Annotated in this window: 17 protein-coding genes; 11 read left to right on the plus strand and 6 right to left on the minus strand. The window is 72.4% G+C overall.

Annotation, left to right across the window (positions count from 1 at the left end):
• Window positions 1–40 precede the first annotated feature (40 nt).
• The 5 genes from GE115_RS16570 to GE115_RS16590 all read left to right on the plus strand — a co-directional run bounded on the left by GE115_RS16570 (window position 41) and on the right by GE115_RS16590 (window position 7,434).
• Window positions 41–3,022, plus strand: coding sequence for an FtsK/SpoIIIE domain-containing protein (locus tag GE115_RS16570; RefSeq protein ID WP_153685876.1), 2,982 nt, complete (start codon window positions 41–43; stop codon window positions 3,020–3,022).
• Window positions 3,023–3,185: 163 nt separating this feature from the next.
• The gene (locus GE115_RS16575; protein WP_312855287.1) at window positions 3,186–4,400 is read left to right on the plus strand and encodes an ABC transporter substrate-binding protein; all 1,215 of its coding nucleotides are present in this window, start codon (window positions 3,186–3,188) and stop codon (window positions 4,398–4,400) included.
• A 14-nt stretch (window positions 4,401–4,414) separates the two neighbouring features.
• Entirely contained in the window at window positions 4,415–5,614 is a 1,200-nt protein-coding gene (locus tag GE115_RS16580) for an ABC transporter ATP-binding protein (protein ID WP_153685877.1), read from the plus strand.
• Complete coding sequence (locus GE115_RS16585; RefSeq protein ID WP_153685878.1) at window positions 5,615–6,526, plus strand: ABC transporter permease; 912 nt, start codon at window positions 5,615–5,617, stop codon at window positions 6,524–6,526.
• 107 nt (window positions 6,527–6,633) lie between these two features.
• A complete protein-coding gene (locus GE115_RS16590; protein WP_312855296.1) occupies window positions 6,634–7,434 on the plus strand; it encodes an ABC transporter permease in 801 nt (266 codons plus the stop codon).
• A 101-nt stretch (window positions 7,435–7,535) separates the two neighbouring features.
• On the opposite strand, the gene GE115_RS16595 is transcribed toward GE115_RS16590, so the two are convergent.
• Together GE115_RS16595 and gabT are read right to left on the minus strand one after the other, a co-directional pair.
• Window positions 7,536–8,525, minus strand: a complete 990-nt coding sequence (locus GE115_RS16595) for an asparaginase (RefSeq protein WP_312855288.1) — start codon at window positions 8,523–8,525, stop codon at window positions 7,536–7,538.
• A 3-nt stretch (window positions 8,526–8,528) separates the two neighbouring features.
• Entirely contained in the window at window positions 8,529–9,902 is a 1,374-nt protein-coding gene (gabT, locus tag GE115_RS16600; protein ID WP_153685879.1) for a 4-aminobutyrate--2-oxoglutarate transaminase, read from the minus strand.
• Window positions 9,903–9,992: 90 nt separating this feature from the next.
• Between gabT and GE115_RS16605 the strand changes: the two genes are divergently transcribed.
• The gene (locus tag GE115_RS16605) at window positions 9,993–10,463 is read left to right on the plus strand and encodes an OsmC family protein (RefSeq protein WP_153685880.1); all 471 of its coding nucleotides are present in this window, start codon (window positions 9,993–9,995) and stop codon (window positions 10,461–10,463) included.
• A gap of 9 nt (window positions 10,464–10,472) precedes the next feature.
• On the opposite strand, the gene GE115_RS16610 is transcribed toward GE115_RS16605, so the two are convergent.
• Together GE115_RS16610 and GE115_RS16615 are read right to left on the minus strand one after the other, a co-directional pair.
• Window positions 10,473–11,387 carry a hypothetical protein gene (locus GE115_RS16610; RefSeq protein WP_216648859.1) on the minus strand — a complete coding sequence of 305 codons (915 nt, stop codon included), beginning with the start codon at window positions 11,385–11,387 and terminating at the stop codon, window positions 10,473–10,475.
• A 119-nt stretch (window positions 11,388–11,506) separates the two neighbouring features.
• Window positions 11,507–12,259 (minus strand): lysophospholipid acyltransferase family protein, encoded by a 753-nt coding sequence (locus GE115_RS16615; protein WP_312855297.1) that lies wholly within the window; start codon window positions 12,257–12,259, stop codon window positions 11,507–11,509.
• A gap of 83 nt (window positions 12,260–12,342) precedes the next feature.
• Here GE115_RS16615 and GE115_RS16620 point away from each other — a divergent pair, with 83 nt between their 5' ends.
• The 3 genes from GE115_RS16620 to GE115_RS16630 all read left to right on the plus strand — a co-directional run bounded on the left by GE115_RS16620 (window position 12,343) and on the right by GE115_RS16630 (window position 15,529).
• Window positions 12,343–12,987 (plus strand): 4'-phosphopantetheinyl transferase family protein, encoded by a 645-nt coding sequence (locus tag GE115_RS16620; protein WP_153685881.1) that lies wholly within the window; start codon window positions 12,343–12,345, stop codon window positions 12,985–12,987.
• Between the two features lie 85 nt (window positions 12,988–13,072).
• Window positions 13,073–14,158 carry a 1-deoxy-D-xylulose-5-phosphate reductoisomerase gene (gene dxr / locus GE115_RS16625; protein WP_312855289.1) on the plus strand — a complete coding sequence of 362 codons (1,086 nt, stop codon included), beginning with the start codon at window positions 13,073–13,075 and terminating at the stop codon, window positions 14,156–14,158.
• Window positions 14,159–14,203: 45 nt separating this feature from the next.
• Window positions 14,204–15,529 carry a M50 family metallopeptidase gene (locus GE115_RS16630; RefSeq protein ID WP_312855290.1) on the plus strand — a complete coding sequence of 442 codons (1,326 nt, stop codon included), beginning with the start codon at window positions 14,204–14,206 and terminating at the stop codon, window positions 15,527–15,529.
• A gap of 19 nt (window positions 15,530–15,548) precedes the next feature.
• On the opposite strand, the gene GE115_RS16635 is transcribed toward GE115_RS16630, so the two are convergent.
• Together GE115_RS16635 and GE115_RS16640 are read right to left on the minus strand one after the other, a co-directional pair.
• Window positions 15,549–16,805, minus strand: coding sequence for a low temperature requirement protein A (locus GE115_RS16635; protein WP_216648860.1), 1,257 nt, complete (start codon window positions 16,803–16,805; stop codon window positions 15,549–15,551).
• Window positions 16,806–16,832: 27 nt separating this feature from the next.
• Window positions 16,833–18,017, minus strand: coding sequence for an acetyl-CoA C-acetyltransferase (locus GE115_RS16640; protein WP_153685883.1), 1,185 nt, complete (start codon window positions 18,015–18,017; stop codon window positions 16,833–16,835).
• A gap of 211 nt (window positions 18,018–18,228) precedes the next feature.
• Here GE115_RS16640 and GE115_RS16645 point away from each other — a divergent pair, with 211 nt between their 5' ends.
• Both GE115_RS16645 and GE115_RS16650 read left to right on the plus strand, forming a co-directional pair.
• Window positions 18,229–19,599, plus strand: a complete 1,371-nt coding sequence (locus GE115_RS16645; protein ID WP_153685884.1) for an MFS transporter — start codon at window positions 18,229–18,231, stop codon at window positions 19,597–19,599.
• Window positions 19,600–19,624: 25 nt separating this feature from the next.
• Complete coding sequence (locus tag GE115_RS16650; protein WP_153685885.1) at window positions 19,625–20,830, plus strand: substrate-binding domain-containing protein; 1,206 nt, start codon at window positions 19,625–19,627, stop codon at window positions 20,828–20,830.
• Window position 20,831: the final 1 nt, after the last annotated feature.

The raw sequence follows: 20,831 nt of genomic DNA on the forward strand, positions 1-20,831 counted from the left end.
CCGACGCCGGTCACCTCCGCGGATGCGGTCGGATGATCGGATGCCGGACCCGAACGACGACCTCGACCTCCCGCTCGCGCTTCCTCCGGCGCCGCCCGACGAGCCGCGCCCGGGCTTCCCGGTGCTCGCCTCCCTGGCGCCGGTCGCGGGTGCGCTCGCGCTCTGGTTCGTGACCGGGTCGCCGCTCTCGCTCGCCTTCGCGGCGTTCGGCCCGATCGTCGCCGTCGCCTCGATGCTCGACGCGAGGCGGCAGGTCGCCAAACGGCTGCGGCGCGCGCGGCGCGACCGCGAGTCCGCGCTCGCGGCGCTCCGAGACGAGCTGGGCGGGCGGCAGGCCCGCGAGCTCGAACACGCCCGGCGGCTGCATCCTTCGGCGCGACGCGCGCTCGCGGCTCCGCCGGGCGCGCTCTGGCGCCCGGCGGCACCCGCCGCCGTGGTGCTCGGCACGGGCCGGGCGGCCAGCGGCGTCCGCGTCACGGGCACGCCCGTCGATGATGCCGACCGCGAGCTGCTGGCGCTCGCGCGGCGTCTCGACCGGGCGCCGATCACCGTGGAACCCGGCGCCGGCATCGGCATCGTCGGCCCGCGCCTGCTCGCGCGCGCGGCCGCGCGCGCCGTCGTGGTGCAGCTGGCGGCCCGCTGCGCGCCCGGGGGAGTCGGGTTCCGGTTCCCCCAGGATCCCGAGTGGTCCTGGGCGGCCGGGCTTCCGCACGGAGGCCGCGACCCGCTGGTGCACGTGATCGAATCCGACGAGGCGTCGGCCGCGCGCACCGCCGCCGACCACTCCGACGGATGGCTCGTCGCCGTGGCATCCGATGCGGCGCAGTTGCCTCCCGGCGCTGGCACCGTCCTCCGGCTGCACTCGCCGCGCGACGGCGTCCTGGAGCGCGAGCGCGGGCTTCCGGCCGGTCGGCGGCTGGTGCCCGACCTCGTCTCGATCGAGGAGGCGTCGGCCTGGGCGAGCGCCGCGTCGGCCGCCGCCGATCGCGCGGGGCTCGCGGCGGGTGCTGCGCGGCTGCCCCGCTCGGTACCGTTCGAGACGCTGGCCCAGCCCGCGCCCGACCCCGCCGGGCGTGGTTCGCTCGCCGCGGTCGTCGGCGCCTCCGCGCCCGGGGCGGACGGATCCGTCGAGCTCGACCTGGTCCGCGAGGGTCCGCACGCGCTCGTCGCGGGCACCAGCGGCAGCGGCAAGAGCGAGTTCCTCATCTCCTGGCTCGCCGCCCTCGCGGTGGCGCACCCTCCGGAGCGCGCGGCGTTCCTGCTCATCGACTTCAAGGGCGGTGCGACCTTCGAGCCGCTGCGCGGCCTGCCGCACGTGGCCGGCATCGTGACCGACCTCGACGAGGCCGAGGCTCGTCGGGCGGTCGAGAGCCTGCGCGCGGAACTGCGGCACCGCGAGCACGTGCTGCGCGCCGCCGGCGCGCGCGAGATCGCCGCGCTCGCTCCCGAGGTCGCGCTGCCGCGGTTGGTCATCGTGATCGACGAGTACCAGGCCATGGTCGACCGATTCCCCGAGGTCGGACAGGTGATCGCCGACATCGCCGCCCGGGGCCGATCCCTCGGGGTGCATCTCGTGCTGGCCGCGCAGCGGCCGAACGGCGTCGTGCGCGAGCAGGTGACCGCGAACTGCGGCGTGCGGGTGTCGCTGCGCGTCCTCGACCGGGCCGACAGCATCGCCGTGATCGGCACTCCCGCCGCCGCGTCGCTCGATGCCGAGTCGCCCGGCCGCGCGGTGCTCGCGACCGCCGAACGCAGGCCGATCGAGTTCCAGGCCGCCTTCACCTCGAGCGGCGCGCTCGAGCGCATCCGAGCCGCGGCGGACGGTGCGCCCGCGCGCCGTCCGTGGCTCGACCCGCTGCCGAGGGTCGTCGAGCCCGCCGATCTGGCGAAGCTCGTCGTCGCCGACGCAGCGGGCGTTCGCGGCACCGATGCCGAGGCGACCCCAGCCGACACGACGGCGGCCGGCCGGGGCGTCGTCTTCGGCGTGGTCGACGAGCCCGAGCGGCAGCGCCGGAGCCTCGCGCAGTGGCATCCGGAGGCCGATGGCCACCTCCTCGTCGTCGGCGGTGCCGGCAGCGGACGATCCGGCGCGCTGGGATCGGTGGCCCGCAGCTTCGCCGCGCGACACGGCGGTGACGCGGTGGTCGTGCTCGGCGGTCCGCGAAGCGGAGAGTGGGACCGCCTCCACGAGGAGCTCGCGAGGGTCCGCGCGGCCGCGTACTCGGGCCCACGGCTGCTCGTCGCCGACGACCTCGACTCGCGCCACCGAGCGTGGCCCGAGGAGCATCGCCACGCCGTCGCGGCGACGCTTGAGGCGCTGTTGCGCGAAGGACGGGCGACGGGCCTTCGCCTCGCGGCCTCGGCGACGAGCGTGCAGGCGCTGGGCTCCGGCATCCGCGAGGGGTTCTCCTCGACCCTGCTGCTGCGGCACCCGAATCGCGGCGAGCTCGTTCACGCCGGCGGCGTCGGCGACCTCTGGCGGGCCGACGAGCCGCCGGGGGCCGGCCAGTGGCGCGGCGGCCGGGTGCAGGTCGTGCGCACCGGACCGCCGCCGGCGTCGGCCGAGCGGCCCGTCGCCCCGCTCCGACCGCCCAGCGACCGGCCGCTCGCGGTCGTGACCGACTCGGTCGTCGCCGATGCTGCCGCGCTCCGGCCGGGCGCAGGGCGAGAGGTCGTCGAGCTCGGGGCGAACCCAGCGTCCGCCCGCCACGCGGCTGCCGCGGTCGAGGCCGGGGGAGCGCCGATCGTCGTCGGCGACGGCGACGCGTGGGCGATGAACTGGGCGCTGCTGGCCGGCATCCGCGAACGCGGACCGCTCGTCGTGCACGGCGGCCCGGCCGAGTACCGTGCGGTCGTGCGCGACCGGCGGGTGCCGCCGCTGCTCGACGACGGACGCTCCCAGTGCTGGCTGCTCGAAGCCGGGGCCGCTCCGGTGCGCCGGGCTTGGCCGGCCGCCCCGGCCGTCCCGGCGGGCCCCGATCGGAGCGCGCATCCGGGCCTGCGCGAGCCTCCGCGAGGGTGACGCCCGAACGGAGGATTCCGTGTGGATTCGGCGCGCGGACGCACGGAATCAGTGCCGAATGTTCCCAGAAGTTAACGAATCAGATATCGAATCGTGAAATGCATCACGCAGTGTGGCAGTATCTTCCCACCCCCGCAGTGTGGCGAACCCGATAGGAGCACCCGTGACCGTACGGCCCCTTCCGCAGGACCCGATCGTCCGATCCCTGATCGTCCAGGCCCGCAAGGCGCAGCTGAATCGCCGAACCCTCCTCGCCGGCGGCGGCGCCGGCCTCGGCGCGCTCGCGCTCGCGGCCTGCTCGGGCGGAGGGGGCCAGGCCAAGCCCACCGCGGCGGCCGACGCCTCCAAGACCGATGCGACGCTCAACTGGGCGAACTGGGCGGCGTACATCGACGAAGACGACGCCGGCGACTACCCGACGCTCGTGCGCTTCACCGAGGAGACCGGCATCAGCGTCAACTACGAGGTCGCCGTCGACGACAACAACACCTACTACGGCAAGGTCAAAGACCAGCTGGCGCTCGGCCAGGACATCGGCGCCGACCTCGTGTGCCTCACCGACTGGATGGTCTCGCGCTGGATCCGCCTCGGCTACACGCAGGAGCTGAACCACGACAACATCCCGAACCTCGCCAACCTCGTGCCGTCGCTGCGCGACCCCGACTTCGACCCGGGCCGAGCGCACTCCGTGCCGTGGCAGGGCGGCTTCGCCGGCCTCGCCTGGAACAAGGAGGCGATCCCCGGCGGTCTCGCGAGCGTCTCCGACCTGTGGGACCCTTCGCTCAAGGGCCGCGTCGGCGTGCTCTCCGAGATGCGCGACACCATGGGCTGCATCATGCTCGAGAACGGCGTGGACATCGCCGGCGACTGGGGCGACGAGGAGTACGGCGCTGCCATCGACCTGCTCCGCGAGCAGGTCGAGAGCGGACAGGTGCGCAACATCAAGGGCAACTCCTACCTCGAGGATCTCAAGAGCGAGGACACCCTCGCGGCGATCGTGTGGTCGGGCGACATCACGGTGATCAACGCCGAGGCGGGCGACAAGTGGGAGTTCGCCATCCCGTCGGCGGGCGGCACGCTCTGGAACGACAACTTCCTCGTGCCCATCGGCTCCCCGCGCAAGACCAACGCCGAGACGCTGATCGACTACTACTACCGGCCCGAGGTCGCCGCCGAGGTCGCCGCGTGGGTGAACTTCATCACGCCCGTGGCCGGCGCGAAGGAGGCGGCGATGGAGATCGACCCCGAACTCGCCGAGAACCAGCTGATCTTCCCGAACGAGGAGACGCTCTCGACCGCGCACATCTTCCGGTCGCTGACGGGTGCCGAGGAACAGAAGTACCAGGCCGAGTTCCAGAGCATCCTGCTCGGCTCGTGACGCGGACCCCGAACATGGCCGTACGCGAATTCGCCGAGCGCGGCGCCGACCTCCAACTCGTCGGCATCCAGAAGCGGTTCCCCGGATTCACCGCGATCGAATCCCTCGACCTCACGATCCCGGCGGGCTCGTTCTTCGCCCTGCTCGGCCCGTCGGGCTGCGGCAAGACGACGACGCTGCGCCTCGTGGCGGGCCTCGAGGAGCCGACCGAGGGGCGCATCCTCATCGGCGGCGCCGACGTCACCGCGACGAAGGCCCACCAGCGACCGGTCAACACCGTGTTCCAGAGCTACGCGCTCTTCCCGCACATGACCGTGATCGAGAACGTCGCGTTCGGGCTGCGCCGCCGCCGCATCGGCGACGCGACGAGCCGCGCCCACGAGGCGCTGAAGCTCGTCGAGCTCGATCACCTCGCCCAGCGCCGACCGCAGCAGCTCTCGGGCGGCCAGCAGCAGCGCGTGGCGCTCGCGCGAGCCATCGTCAACCGGCCCGCGCTCCTGCTGCTCGACGAGCCGCTCGGCGCGCTCGACCTGAAGCTGCGCCGGCAGATGCAGCTCGAGCTCAAGGGCATCCAGGAGGAGGTCGGACTGACCTTCCTCCACGTGACCCACGACCAGGAGGAGGCCATGACCATGGCCGACACGGTCGCCGTGATGAACCGGGGCGCGATCGAGCAGATGGGCGCGCCGGCCGAGTTGTACGACCTGCCCCGCACCGCGTTCGTCGCCAACTTCCTCGGCCAGTCCAACCTGCTGACCGGAGAGGTCGTCGGCACGACCCCGACGTCGATCGCGATCGACGCCGGCGGCCACCGCGTCGTCGTCCCGGTCGACCGCGCCCAGGTGCACCGCGGGCGCATCACGGTCGGGGTCCGCCCCGAGAAGGTCTCGCTGCACCGAGAGGCGCCGGCCGAGGCATCCGATCGCAACGTGCTCGGGCCCGGCCGCGTGATCGACGTCTCGTTCTCGGGCGTGAGCACCCAGTACCTCGTCGAGGTCGCGGGCATCGGCACCCTGCTCGTGTTCGCCCAGAACATCGGCATCGGTCCGGTCGCGGCGCTCGGCGACGAGGTGTGGATCGGCTGGAGCGTCGAGCACGGCTTCGGCCTGGCCGACCTCGCACCCGACGAGGGCCGCTTCGCCGCCGACGACTCGACGAGTTCCCTCGCGGTGCAGGCGCGCGAGGAGCTGGTCGCGGAGCTCGGGGAGAGCTGAATGGCCTTCGCCGCATTCGCGACCACGGAAGCCCAGCCGCAGGCGCCCCGTCGCCGCAGCCGCATCGCGCTGTTCCTGCTGCTGCCCGGCATCGCGTACCTCATCCTGTTCTTCCTCGCGCCGCTCGTGTCGCTGTTGCTGACCTCGCTGCAGCAGCCCAACGAGTTCGGCGACATCGGGGTCTACGACTACGGGTTCAACTGGCAGAACTACGTCGACGTGGTGTCCGTGTACTGGGAGCACATCGTGCGCTCGTTCGGGTACGCGCTCGTCGCGACCGTGCTCGCGCTCGCGTTCAGCTATCCGCTCGCGTACTTCATCGGCGTCACGGCGCGGCGATGGCCGCTGCTGCAGGGGCTCATGCTCGTGCTCGTGATCGCCCCGTTCTTCATCAGCTTCCTGCTGCGCACGCTCGCGTGGAAGCAGATCCTCTCCGACGAGTCGTTCATCATCACGTCGCTGAAGGCGCTGTCGCTGCTCGCCCCCGACGCCCACTTCACGGGCACGCCGTTCGCGGTGATCTTCGGCCTCACGTACAACTTCATCCCGTTCATGACGCTGCCGCTCTACACGACGCTCGAGCGGCTCGACCTGCGCTACCTCGAGGCCGGCTCGGATCTCTACGCGAGCCCGTTCACCGTCTTCCGCAAGGTCACCGTGCCGCTGTCGATGCCCGGCATCGTCGCGGGCACGCTGCTGACCTTCATCCCCGCCGCGGGCGATTACATCAACGCCAGTCGCGACTTCCTCGGCGGGCCCGACACCCAGATGATGGGCAACGTCATCGAGGCGAACTTCCTCGTGACGCTGAACTACCCGGCCGCGGCCGCGCTGTCGATCATCCTGATGGCCGCGATCCTCGTCATCGTCGGCGTGTACGTGAAGCGTTCCGGAACGGAGGACCTGCTGTGAGCGGTGAGGTGCAGGCGGGTGCGGTGCTCGGCGGCCTCGCCGAGGAGCAGCAGCTCGACGGCGGTCCGCGTCGCGCGGGCGGGCGCCGCGGTGCGCGCCCGCGGCGCATCGGCCTCGGCGACTGGCTCCTGCCGGCGTACGCGGTCATCGCGCTCGTGTTCCTGCTGATCCCGATCGTCTACACGTTCGTGTTCTCGTTCAACGACTCGATCAAGTCGAACATCTCCTGGCGCGGGTTCACCTTCGACAAGTGGCTGAACGTGTGCAACGTCGAGGGCGGCGCGGTCTGCGAGGCGTTCGGCAACAGCATCGTGATCGGGCTGGTCTCGACCCTCATCGCCACCACGCTCGGCACCATGATCGCGATCGCGATCGTTCGCTACCGGTTCCGCGCCCGCTCGGCGATCAGCCTCCTGCTGTTCCTGCCGATGGCGACCCCCGAGGTCGTGCTCGGCGCAGGCCTGGCCGCCCAGTTCCTGGCGGTCGGCGTGCCGAAGGACATGCTGACGATCATCCTCGCGCACACGATGTTCTGCATCAGCTTCGTCGTGGTGACGGTGAAGGCGCGCGTCGCGAGCCTCGACCCCGCACTCGAGGAGGCCGGTCGCGATCTGTACGGGTCACCGTCGCAGGTGTTCTGGCGGGTCACCTTCCCGCTCCTGACCCCGGGCATCCTCGCGGCCGCGCTCCTGTCGTTCGCGCTGAGCTTCGACGACTTCATCATCACGAACTTCAACTCGGGCTCGGTCTCGACCTTCCCGAAGTACGTGTACATCTCGGCGTCGCGCGGCATCCCGGCCGAGGCGAACGTGATCGCCTCCGCGGTCTTCCTGTTCGCGATCGTGCTCGTGATCGCCGCACAGGTCTCACGCGCGGCCCGAGCGAAGCGCCTCGCGAAGCTGGGCTGAGCCGCGCTGAGCCGAGCCGAGCCGACCTGAGCAGCGCTGGGCCGCGCCCGGCCGTCGTGAGCGGGGCGACCGCGATCGCGGTCGCCCCGCTCACGACGTCGTCAGACGGTCGCCCGGATCTCGCCGACGGGTCGGTCGCCGCCCATGACCCAGAGGTCGAGCTCGGCCTGCACCTGGTCGACCGCATCGTGCTCGAGCGCGCCCGAGTCGGCGAGCAGGCGCAGGGCGATCACGGTCGTCGCGCGCGGGCTGCCGTCGAGCACCTTGACGGCGGTCGACGTGCCGTTGGGGGCCGTCATCACCATGACGCCCTCGGCGCCGATCTTGGCGAAGACCCCGAGGCGCTCCATCGCGACGGTGTCGGGGCGGCCCGGACCGCCGACCGCCCAGGGGTGCTCGCGCGCCGCCTCGGTGAGGACGGCCGCCTCACGGAAGAACGCGAACGGGGACGACGTCTGCGAGGTCGTCAGCTTCTGGATGCCACGGGCGAGGCCCGTGAGGCTGATCGCGTGCACGGGCGCGCCGCAGCCGTCGACACCGCTCGCGGCGGGCCGCTCGCCGGTGAAGCGCTCGAGCACGTCGAGCACCTTGCGCTGCAGTGGATGCTCCAGGCCGAGGTAGCCCTGCAGCGGCCAGTCGTTGGCGGCGCAGGCGAGCAGCATCGCGGCGTGCTTGCCCGAGCACTCCATGTAGACCCGGTCGCGGCCGGTGCCCGCACGCACGACCTGGTCGCGCGCCGCGGAGTCGATCGGCATCGCGGGCGGGCAGCCGAGGGCCGCGGCGGGGATACGGGCGCGCGCGAGCAGGCCCCGGACGAGCGCCACGTGCGCCGCGGTGCCCGAGTGGCTCGCGGTGGCGATCGCGGCGTCTTCACCCCGGAGCGTCACGCCCGAGGTCATGACCGCGACCGCCTGGAACGGCTTCAGCGTGCTGCGCGGGAAGATCGGGGTGCGCACGTCGCCGAGCACGCGCACGACCTCGCCCTCGGGGCCCAGCACGATGGCCGAGCCGGCATGACGGGATTCCACGAAACCATTGCGTTCGACCACGGCGAGTTCGACGGCGTCGCTGACGGAGAAGGTGCCGGCCACGGCTCAGCCGAGGGCCGCGAGGCCATCGTCGAGCACCTGCAGGGCATCCGCTATGAGGACGTCGCTGACGGCGAGGCTGGGCAGGAACCGAAGGACATTGCCCCACGTGCCGGCGTTGAGGAAGAGCACGCCGCGCTCGGCGGCGTACGCGACCAGCGCGGACACGGCGTCGGGATTCGGCTGCTTCGTGGTGTCGCCGGTGCCGGGCTGCACGACCTCGATCGCGACCATCGCGCCCTTGCCGCGGATGTCGCCGATCACGTCGTAGCGGGCCTTGAGGCGTTCGAGGCCGCTCGTGAGCGCGCGCTCGATGCGCTCGGCCTCGGCGAGCAGGTCGCCTGCCTCGATCGCCTCGAACACCGCGATCGCAGCGGCGCAGGCGACGGGGTTGCCGCCGAACGTGCCGCCGAGCCCGCCGGCGTGCGAGGCGTCCATGATCTCGGCGCGGCCGGTGACGGCCGCGAGCGGGAGGCCGCCGGCGATGCCCTTGGCGGTGAGCACGAGGTCGGGCTCCCAGCCGAAGTGCTCGCTGGCGTAGTAGCGGCCCGTGCGGGCCATGCCGCTCTGGATCTCGTCGGCGATCATGACGACGCCGTGCTCGGTGCACCAGCGCTGCAGGATCGGCAGGTACCCGTCGGCGGGCACCATGAAACCGCCCTCGCCCTGGATCGGCTCGACGACGAGGCACGCGAGGTCTTCGGCGCCGACGATCTTCTCGAGGTAGCCGATGGTGCGCGCGGCCGCGTCGTCGCCCGAGAGGCCGTCGCGGTAGGGGTAGGAGCTCGGCGCGTGGTAGACGTCGCCCGCGAACGGCCCGAAGCCGGCGCCGTACGGGTTCGCCTTGAAGTTCATGGCCATCGTGAGGTTCGTGCGGCCGTGGTAGGCGTGGTCGAGCACGGCGACGCCGCGCCGGCCCGTGTGCTTGCGGGCGATCTTCACGCCGTTCTCGACCGCCTCGGCGCCCGAGTTGACGAGGACCGACTTCTTCTCCCAGCCGCCGGGGGTGTGCCGGGCGAGCAGTTCGGCGACGCGCACGTACTCCTCGTAGGGCGTCACGGTGAAGAGGGTGTGGATCACGTCCTGGAGCTGGTCGGCCGCGGCCTGCACGACGCTCGCCTCGGTGTGCCCGATCGTGGTCACGCCGATGCCCGCACCGAAGTCGACGAACTGGTTGCCGTCGACGTCGACGAGGATCGCGCCGTTCGCGCGCTCGATGTAGACCGGCAGCGCGCTGCCGACGCCGCCCGAGACGACGGCGCGTCGGCGTTCGTGCAGCTCCCGCGACCTCGGGCCGGGGATCTCGGTCACGATCCGGCGTTCCTGGGCCACGGTGTAGACCGGGGCCGCGACATCCTGCGCGTCGGTGGTGTCAGTCATGATCCCCACAGCCTATCGCCGCGTCGGAGCGGGCAACCGGCAGGGCGGCCGCCAACCGGCAGAATCGACCACGAACGACGGGAGCGCACGATGACGCCAGGCGAGCACGTATTCCGGGTGCAGCTGGAGTGGACGGGCGAGCCGCGCCCGCCGCGCGCGGCGGGCCGCGCCCACGTCGTGCGCGCCGACGGCAAGATGCACGCCATCGAGGGCTCGGCCGCACGGGCGTTCCACGGCGACGCCGCGCGCTGGAATCCCGAGGAGCTGCTGCTCGCCGCACTCGCCGACTGCCACCTGCTGAGCTACCTCTACGTGACGGCGCGCGACGGCATCGTGGTCACGGGCTACGAGGATGCCGCGACGGCGACCCTGCGCGAGGACGGGCGGGGCGGCGGGGCGATCGTCGAGGTCGTGCTGCGGCCGCACGTGCTCGTCGCCGACGCGTCGATGCTCGAGCGCGCGGCCGACCTGCACGCCGAGGCATCCGAACTCTGCTTCATCGCCTCGTCGGTCGCGTTCCCGGTGCGGCACGAGCCCACGATCGAGGTCGCGCCCGCGTGAACCGGGCGGTCAGGTCGCCGGCACGGCCGGCAGCGTCGCGACGCCCTCGGGGCAGGGATCTCCGCCGATCAGCCGCGTGCAGGCCGGCAGGAATCCCGGGTACCGTTCGGCGGTCGGGTCGCCGAACCAGCGATGCCAGATGCGCCAGAAGTTGAGGTTGCCCCAGGCGGAGCATCCGTCGCCCGCATCGGGGTCGGCGAGCGTCGCCGCGTTCGGCTGGTACGGCGTGTAGTTGTACAGGTTCGCGGTCGCCTGGTTGGCGATCACCACGGGGGAGGCGCCGCAGGCCTGGTCGGGGTTGTAGCGAACGTCGATCGTGCCGATGCGGTATGCGCGGTCGGGCTCCTCGGTGTACTGCCGGAACTGCCACGCGGCGTTGTACACCTGATTGAAGAAACCGAAGTACTTCTGGTCGCAGTCGGCGGTGTCGGGGCAGCCGTAGCCGGTCGCGCGCGTGTAGCCGTGCTCGCTGGGGCGCGTGAGCAGCGACTGCTCCTTCTGCAGCAACACGATGAGCGTCTCGGGGCTCACGCCGCAGGCGTCGGCGACCTTCTCGATGATGCGGCTCGCGCGCTCGCGGATGCCGCCACGGTACTCCTCGCAGTGGCCGGGCCCGGCGGCGGGCTGGTCGGCGGTGGTCTGGCGGAAGTCGGCGAGGCACGCGATGCCCGCGTCGGGGCGGCACGAGACGGACTCGAAGAAGTCCTGGATCTGGGCCTCGTCCATCGCGTCGGCGTTGTAGAAGCTGTCGTCGCTGACGATGTAGCCGGGGTCGAACTCGGAGGTCGGCGGCTCGGCCGGCTCACTCGCGGTCGCGCCGGCGCTCGCGCGCTCGGCCGGCGGCGGCGAGGTGCAGCCCGCCACGGCCAGCAGCAGCGCGGCGGCGGTCGCGGCGACGGCGGCGGCGAGCGAGGTCTTTCCCACCCGACGACCGTAGCGGCAGAGCCTCACGTCGCGCTGGGAATCGAACAAGGGCCTCGGCGCGCTCAGACCGGCTCGTGGCCGTCAGACCCGCTCGTGCTCGGCAGACCCGCTCGTGCAGGTCAGACCCGCTCGTGCGGGGCGATACGGTCGGCGAGCTTGGCGAGCGTGCCCGACGGCGGCGCCTCGTTGTACGTGCCCGCGAGTTCCTGCCCGGTCAGCGCGTGGATCGCGGCCATGATCTCGTCGGTCGCCGCGCGGCGGGCGCGACCCGAGGTCGCCGGACCGTGGTGCGACAGGTCGAGGGGCTCGCCGAAGCGGACCGTGACGGGGCGGATGCGGGGCCGTTTCGCGCCGACGGGCTGGATCTCCTGCGTGCCGACGAGGCCGACCGGCACGACCGTGGCGCCCGTGGTGAGGGCGAGCCAGGCGACGCCGGTGCGGCCGCGGTAGAGCCGCCCGTCGAGCGAACGGGTGCCTTCGGGGTAGATCGCGAACGCGTTGCCGGCCTCGAGGATGCGTCGGCCCTGGTCGAGCGCCTCCTGCGCCTGCGAACCGGCGCCTCGTTCGACCGAGACCGCGCCGATCGCGCCGAAGAAGGTCCGCGAGACCCATCCCTTGAGGCCCGTGCCGGTGAAGTAGTGCGACTTCGCGAGGAACTGCACGGGGCGCGGGGCGGTGAGCGGAATCGCGATGCTGTCGATGAACGACAGGTGGTTCGAGGCGAGGATGACCGGCCCGCGCGCGGGGACATGCTCGGTGCCGAGGATGGTCGGTCGGTAGACGACGTGCACGAGCGGCTTCAGGATGCCCCTGACGGTGCGGTACAGCGGCCCCGGTCGCTTCGGCGGGCTCGGGACGGCGGCAGCCTCGATCTCGCTCACCCTCCGACGCTACGCGCGGGGATATGCGAACTCCGGCATATCGGAGATCCGGGCGTTTCGGCGAGGATGGACCCATGCAGGCCTTCGACGGAGTCGACGAGGCGACCGGTGCGCGGACGTGGACCCTCGAGTCCCCCCGGCTGACGCTCGCCAGGATCGCGGTCGACCGGGGCGCGTCCACGACCCAGATCCTGGCGCGCCTCGTGGGCACGGTGGCGGGCGTCCCCGAGGGCGACGTGGAGCTCGAGATGCGGTGCGCCGTCTGCGGCGCCCGGCACGGCGTGCCCGTCGTGGACTACCCGGCGACGCCCTCGGGCGGGCGTTGGATCGCCGACGTGGCCGCCGACGGCGGGTTGGCCGTCGCGGCCGTCGGCACGCATCGGCTCGGCGTCGCGGTCGGCGCGGCGGGCCCCGAGGGCGCGACCGTCGATGCGGCCGCGTTCCACCCCGGCGAGCTCGAGCGCCTCTCTGCCGCCCCCGAGGGCGAGCGGGCGGCGCTGCGCACGGCGATGTGGGTGCGCAAGGCCGCGCTCGCCCGGGCCCTCGGGCACGGGGCGTTCCTCGAGCCCGCGCGCGTCGAGCTCGGCGCACCCGACGGCGACGCGCGTGTGCGGCTCGAGCGCGGCATCCCCGAGCTCGGCGCGGCCTGGCGCGATGTGCTCGTGCACGACGTGCCGGGCAACGGGCGCGTCGCCGCCGCGGTCGCCGTGCTGCCGTGAGCGCGCCGGGGCCGGTCGCGCCCGAGCCGGTCGCGCCCGGCCCGAGCCGATCGCGCCCGGCCGCGCCCGGCCTAAGGTGGGACGCGTGAAGCGCGTGATCATCCTCGGTTCGACCGGTTCCATCGGCACGCAGGCCCTCGACGTGATCCGGGCGAACCCGCGCCGTTTCGAGGTCGTCGGCCTCGGCGTCGGCACCGATCGGGCCCGGCTCGCCGAGCAGGCGGCCGCGTTCGGCGTCGAGCACACGGCCGTCGGCATCGACGAGGCCGTGCAATTGGTCCGCGACGTCGACGCCGACGTGGTGCTCAACGGCATCACGGGCTCGGTCGGCCTCGCGCCGACCCTCGCGACGCTCGAGCGCGGCACGACCCTCGCGCTGGCCAACAAGGAGTCGCTCATCGTGGGCGGCGACCTCGTCACGCGCCTCGCGCGGCCGGGCCAGATCGTGCCCGTCGACTCCGAGCACTCGGCGATCGCCCAGGCGCTGCGCTCGGGTGCCGCCGACGAGGTCCGCCGGCTCGTGCTGACGGCGTCGGGCGGTCCGTTCCGCGGCCGTCGCCGCGAGGAGCTCGACGAGGTCAGCCCGGCCGAGGCGCTCGCCCACCCCACGTGGGACATGGGCCTCGTCGTCACCACCAACTCGGCGACCCTCGTCAACAAGGGGCTCGAGGTGATCGAGGCGCACCTCCTCTTCGACGTCGACTACGACCGCATCGACGTGGTCGTGCACCCGCAGTCGATCGTGCACTCGATGGTCGAGTTCATCGACGGGTCGACGATCGCGCAGGCCTCGCCGCCCGACATGCGCCTGCCCATCTCGCTCGGGCTCGACTGGCCGCATCGCGTCGGCGGTGTGGGCCGCCCGCTCGACTGGACGAGCGCGCAGTCGTGGACCTTCGAGCCGCTCGACGAGGCGGCGTTCCCGGCCGTGGCCCTGGCCAAGCAGGTCGGCCGCGCGGGGGGCGAGTACCCCGCGGTCTACAACGCGGCCAACGAGGAGGCCGTGGCGGCGTTCCACGCCGGGCGCATCCGGTTCACCGACATCGTCGACACCGTGCGCACGGTCGTCGAGGCGCACGAGGCCTCCGACGGAGCCCTCACGGTGGGCTCGCTCGCCGAGGCGGAGGCATCCGCCCGCCGCGCCGCTCGCGCGCGCATCGCGAAGGGCTGACGGCGGGCTCAGCCCACGCGGAGCAACCGGCAGTACGCTCGTCGGGTGGATTCCGTGCTCGCGTTCGTGATCGGCGTCGTGATCGTCGCCGTGGGCCTCGCCGTGTCGATCGGCCTGCACGAGATCGGGCACCTGGTTCCGGCGAAGCTGTTCGGCGTCAAGGTCACCCAGTACATGATCGGCTTCGGGCCGACGATCTGGTCGCGGCGCCGCGGCGAGACCGAGTACGGCGTGAAGGCCATCCCGTTCGGCGGCTACATCTCGATGATCGGCATGTTCCCGCCGGCGAAGGGCGAGCACGCCAAGGAGGACTCGACCGGGTTCTTCCGCGGCCTGGTGCAGGACGCGCGCGAGTCGAGCGCCGAGACGATCACGCCGGGCGACGAGCACCGCGCGTTCTACCTGCTGCCCGTGTGGAAGCGGATCATCGTCATGTTCGGCGGCCCGTTCATGAACCTCGTGCTGGGGGTCGCGCTGTTCGCGGTGCTCGTCATGGGCTTCGGCCCGCAGCAGGTGATCCCCACCGTCGGGTCCGTCTCCGAGTGCGCGCTGCCGGCGACGAGCGAGCGTACGACGTGCGCCGCCGGCGACCCCGAGGCGCCCGGTGCCGCGGCCGGCCTCGAGCCCGGCGACGTGATCGTGTCCATCGACGACGAGCCGATCGACAGTTGGGACGAGTCGACCGCGATCATCCGCGACCACCCGGGCGAGGAGCTCGCGATGGTCGTCGAGCGCGACGGCGAGCCGGTCGAGCTGCAGGTCACGCCGATGCTCAGCGAGCGGTACGCGCTCGACGAGAACGGCGAGGTCCTGACGGATGCCTCGGGCGAGGCGCTGACCGTCGAGGCCGGGTTCGTGGGCATCGGGCCGACCGTCGCCCGCGTGCCCCAGCCGGCCAGCGAGGTGCTGCCCGCGGTCGGCCAGCAGATCTCGGGCGTCGCGGGGATCATCTTCAACCTACCCCAGCGCATGATCGATGTCGCGAACGCGGCGTTCGGGCCGGGGGAGCGCGACCCGAACGGCCCGCTGAGCGTCGTGGGCGTCGGCCGGCTCGCCGGGGAGGTCGCCGCGACCGACCAACTGGAGGTCGTCGACAAGACGGCGGGCCTCGTCGGCATCCTCGCGTCGCTGAACATCGCGCTCTTCGTGTTCAACCTGATCCCGCTGCTGCCGCTCGACGGCGGCCACATCGCGGGCGCGCTCTGGGAGGCGATCCGGCGCGGGTTCGCGAAGCTCTTCCGCCGGCCCGACCCGGGCCCCGTCGACCTCGCGAAGCTCATGCCGATCACGCTCGGCGTGGTCGTCGTGCTCGGCGCGATGAGCGCGTTGCTCATCTACGCGGACATCGTGAAGCCGGTCGCGATCTTCTGACGCGGGCTGGCCTCGCGAGTCAGGCGTCGAGCGCGCGGTGCAGCGCCTCGGCCTGGTGCCGGTGGCCGACGGTCTCGTAGCCGACGACGATCACGAACGGCGACGCCGCCGTGATGAGGATGCCGGTGCCGAAGCTCGCTCCGAGCGCGACCGCGACCAGCGCGATGCCGAGCACGACCACGCTGCCGACGAACAGCCAGATGTGGAACGGGTCGAACTGGCGCAGCAGCAGCGAGTAGATCGTGAACAGCGCGACCAGGAACAGGGCGACGGGCATCGCCACGGTCGCGAGCGCCTCGACGATGCCGATGTGGGCGACGCCCTCGATCTCGTAGGCCGCGACGTGCAGGCCCGCGCCGGTCGCCGCGAGCGCCAGGAAGATGAAGTAGTGCAGGTAGCCCCACACGAACCCGCGGGGCCGGAATCGGGCCAGCACCTTGCCCGACGGCATCGTGAAGTACACCCACCACAGACCGAACGCGAGCGCCGTGCCGCCGAAGGCGACCATCGCCGCCTCGAGCGACCACGACTGCTCCTCGACCACGGCCGAGATCGCGAAGATCGTGCCGAGCACGACCTCGCCGAGCGTGATGATCACGAGCAGCCCGTAGCGCTCGGCGATGTGGTGCGCATGCCACGGCGTGCCGCCCTCGCGGCCGTGCTCGGCGATGTACGGCCCGACGAGCTCGAGCGCGATCAGCACGGCCGAGCACGCGAGCGTCGGGCCGAGCGGCAGGTTCACGAAGATGAGCACGATCCAGCCGGCCTGCGCGGCTGAGACGAACTTCACGTAGGTCATGGCGGTGCGCCGCCTCGGCGGGTCGTGCCGAGCGACCCGCAGCCACAGCGCGATCGTCGCGATGCGGATGACCACGTAGCCGGCGACGAGGACGCCGTTGTCGACGTGCGCACCCTCGTCGATGGAGTGGAACAGGTCGGGCACGCCGAGGGCCACGACGAGCACGCCGAGCATCGCCACCATCGTCGCGACCCGGAAGAAGACGTCGTCGTTGTCGTACGCCGAGGCGAGCCACGAGTAGTTGATCCAGGCCCACCAGATGGCGAACACCGCGAACGCGAACGCCGCGGCCGCGGCGACCCAGTGTCCGAGTTCCAGCAGGTGGGCGGCCTGCGCGCCGGCCTGGCTGAACGCGACGACGAAGGTGAGGTCGAAGAGCAGCTCGAGCGGGGTGGCCGCGCGGTGCGGCTCGTTCGGGTCGCGTCCGGTCATGCGCCGGAGGCGGTGGTCGAGCGGCGGATGCCCCGTGGTGGTCATGTCCACATCGTGGCATCCGTCGCGACGCTAGCGCGAGAGCAGCAGCGCCTCGCCCTGGCCGCCGCCGCCGCAGAGCGCGACCGCGGCGCGTCCGCTGCCGCGTCGCGCGAGTTCGAGCGCCGCGTGCAGCGCGAGTCGCGCACCCGACGCGCCGATCGGATGCCCGAGCGCGATGGCGCCGCCGTGCGCGTTGACCCGTTCGAGGTCGAGGTCGAGGTCGCGTGCCGACTGCAGCGACACGGCCGCGAAGGCCTCGTTGATCTCGACCACGTCGAGGTCGGCAGCCGACCATCCCTGCCGCTCGAGCGCGGCGGCGATCGCGTTCGACGGCTGCGAGTGCAGCGAGTTGTCGGGTCCGGCGACCTGGCCGGACGCCCCGATGAGGGCCAGCCAGGGCAGCCCGCGCTCCTCGGCCCAGGCCCGGCTCGCGACGACGACGGCGGCCGCGCCGTCGGAGATCGGCGAGGAGTTGCCAGCGGTGATCGAGCCGTCGGCGGCGAAGGCGGGCCGCAGACCCGCGAGCGTCTCTGGAGTCGAGTCGGGGCGCACGCCCTGGTCGGTGTCGACCACCACGGCGTCGCCCTTGCGCTGCGGGATCTCGACCGCGACGATCTCGTCAGCGAACACGCCGGACGACTGCGCCGCGCCGGCGCGCACGTGCGAGGCGGCGGCCACCTCGTCCTGCTCGGCGCGGCCGATGCCGTACCGGCCGTTGAAGCGCTCGGTCGAGGCGCCCATCGAGTCGTGGTCGAAGGCGTCGGTCAGGCCGTCGTGCGCGGCGTGGTCGAGCAGGTCCCACGACCCGTAGGCCTTGCCCGCACGGGAGCCGGGCAGCAGGTGCGGGGCGTTGGTCATGGACTCCTGGCCGCCCGCGACGACGACGTCGGCCTCGCCGGCGCGGATGAGCCGTGCGGCATCGGTGATCGCGACGAGTCCGGAGAGGCAGACCTTGTTGACCGTCGTGGCGGGCACGCGCCAGGGGATGCCGGCGGCGACCGCCGACTGCTTGGCGGGGTTCTGGCCGGCTCCGGCCTGCAGCACCTGGCCCATGATCACCTGGTCGACGTCGTCGGGGGAGACCCCGGCGCGCTCGAGCGCGCCGCGGATCGCGACGGTGCCGAGTTCGACGGCGGTGCGGGCGGCGAGGTTGCCGCTGATGCGTCCGAACGGCGTGCGGGCGCCGGCGAGGATGACGACATCGGTGGTGGGCATTCGGGTGACTCCTTCGTCAGCAGCGGTACGTCCGCAGGCAGTCTACGTCGGCTGCCCTGTGTCGATGCCCGGGTCCGGCACGACCGGCGATGTGCGAATCCGCACATCGGGCCTGCGGAACTCCGTATTGGACGTGCGCCCGCGTGCAACCAGAATCGACGAGGCGGCGGCCCCCACGCCGCCACGTCGATTCAATGCAAAGGAGCATCGGATGACCCAGACCACGGCTTCCCCCCAGGCGACGCCGACGAGCGGCCTGCGGCGGGTGGTGACCGCCTCGATGGCCGGCACCGTCGTCGAGTGGTACGAGTTCTTCCTCTACGCGTCGGCCGCGACGCTCGTGTTCGGCACGGCGTTCTTCCCGCCCTCCGACGACCCGTACGCGGGCATCATCGCCGCCTTCCTCACCTACGCCGTGGGCTTCATCGCGCGGCCGCTGGGCGGCATCGTCTTCGGCCATCTCGGCGACAAGTACGGGCGGAAGCGCCTGCTCCAGTTCAGCATCATCCTCATCGGCGTCGCGACCTTCCTCATCGGCTGCCTGCCGACGTACGCGCAGGTGGGCCTGCTCGCGCCGGCGCTCCTCGTGCTCCTGCGCTTCCTCCAGGGCTTCGCGCTCGGCGGCGAGTGGGGCGGCGCCGTGCTGCTGGTCGCCGAGCACAGCCCCGCGCGCTCGCGCGGCTTCTGGGCCAGCTGGCCGCAGGCGGCCGTGCCCGTCGGCAACCTGCTCGCGACGCTCGTGCTCTACGTGCTCTCGGCAACGCTCACCGAGGCCGCGTTCCTCGGCTGGGGCTGGCGCGTCGCGTTCTGGCTGTCGGCGGTGATCGTGCTCATCGGCTGGTACATCCGCACCAAGGTGACCGACGCGCCGATCTTCCTCGAGATGCAGGCCGATCGCGAGGAGGCGAAGGCGGTCGGCTACGGCGTGCTCGAGGTCATCCGGCGCTACCCGCGCGGCGTCCTCACCGCGATGGGCCTGCGCGTCGCGGAGAACATCCTCTACTACGTCGTCGTGACGTTCTCGATCGTCTACCTGACCCAGGTCGTGAAGGAGGGCACGTCGAACACGCTCCTCCTGCTCGTCGCGGCGCACGTCGTGCACTTCGTCGCGATCCCGATCGCGGGCCGGCTCTCCGACCGGTTCGGCCGCAAGCCCGTGTACGCGGCGGGTGCGATCGCCGGCGCGACGTGGGCGTTCTTCGCCTTCCCGATGATGGACACCGGCAACCCGCTGCTGATCTGGGCCGCGATCGCGATCGGCCTCGTCTTCCACGCCGCGATGTACGCCGCCCAGCCGGCCATCATGGCCGAGATGTTCCCGACGCGCATGCGCTACTCGGGCGTCTCGCTGGGCTACCAGGTCACCTCGATCTTCGCCGGCTCGCTCGCGCCGATCATCGCCACGAGCCTGCTCGGCCAGTACGGCTCGAGCGTGCCCGTCGCGATCTACGTCGCGATCGCCTGCGCCATCACGCTCGTCGCGGTCGCGGTGGCGCGTGAGACCCGCGGCCTCGACCTGCGCGAGGTCGACGCGGCCGACAGGGCCCGTACGCAGTCCGAGACCGCGGCATCCGTCGCCTGACCCGAGAAGAGACCCCATCATGCACATGCGCACCACTCCCACACACCGTCTCGCGGCCGTCGCCGCGATCGCCGCCCTCGCCCTGACCGGCTGCGCGCCCGACCTCGCCGGCGGAGGCGAGGGCGGTGGCGACGCGTCGACCGCCGCGGCCGTCAGCGTCGGCATGATCACCTCGCAGACCGGGCCGCTCGCCGCCTACGGCGAGGCCTACACCGCGGGGTTCGAGGCGGGCCTCGACTACGCGACCGACGGCACGGGCGCCGTCGACGGCCGCGAGATCGAGATCACCTGGGCCGACGACCAGGGCAACCCCGACACCGCGGTGGCCAAGGCGAAGGACCTCATCGGCCAGGGCACGCAGATCCTCGCCGGCACCGTCGTGTCGGGCATCGCGACCTCGCTCGCCGAGCAGGCCGAGCAGAACCGAGTGCTCTACATCTCGGGTCCCGCCGCGACCGATGCCGTCACGGGCGTGAACGACTACACGTTCCGCTCGGGCCGGCAGACCTACCAGGACGTCGCGACGGCCGGCACCTTCATCGGCGACCCGGCCGGCAAGAAGGTCGTCGTCTTCGCCCAGGACACCGCGTTCGGCCAGGGCAACCTCGCCGGCGTGCAGGCCGTGCTGGGCGGACAGGGGGCGACCGTCGAGGGCGTGCTCGTGGCCGAGGACGCGACGGAGTTCACGCCCTTCGCGCAGCAGATCCTCCAGGCCGCGCCCGACCTCGTGTTCGTCGCGTGGGCCGGCGCGTCATCCGGCGCGATGTGGACCTCGCTCGCGCAGCAGGGCGTCTTCGACGTCGCACCGGTCGTCACGGGACTCGGCGACGTCTCCACCTACGGCGCGTACGGCGAGGCGGGCGCGAGCATCTCGTTCCTGAACCACTACTTCGGCGGCGCGTCCGGCACCGACGTCGAGGCGGCCATGATCGCCTCCCTCGAGGAGGCGGGAGCCACGCCCGACCTGTTCTCGCCCGACGGCTTCGTCGCCGCGCAGATGATCGTGCACGCCATCCGCGAGGGCGGCGACACCGTCGACGGCATGATCGACGCGCTCGAAGGATGGACCTTCGAGTCGGTGAAGGGCGAGATCACCGTCCGCGCCGAGGACCACGCCCTCATCCAGCCGATGTACCAGGTGAAGCTCGTGCAGGACGGCGCGAACTGGGTCCCCGAGCTCGTCGACACGGTGGACGCCGACGAGGTCGCGCCGCCCGTCGCGGGCGAGTGAC

Source organism: Agromyces agglutinans (assembly GCF_009647605.1).
GTDB classification, from domain to species: domain Bacteria; phylum Actinomycetota; class Actinomycetes; order Actinomycetales; family Microbacteriaceae; genus Agromyces; species Agromyces agglutinans.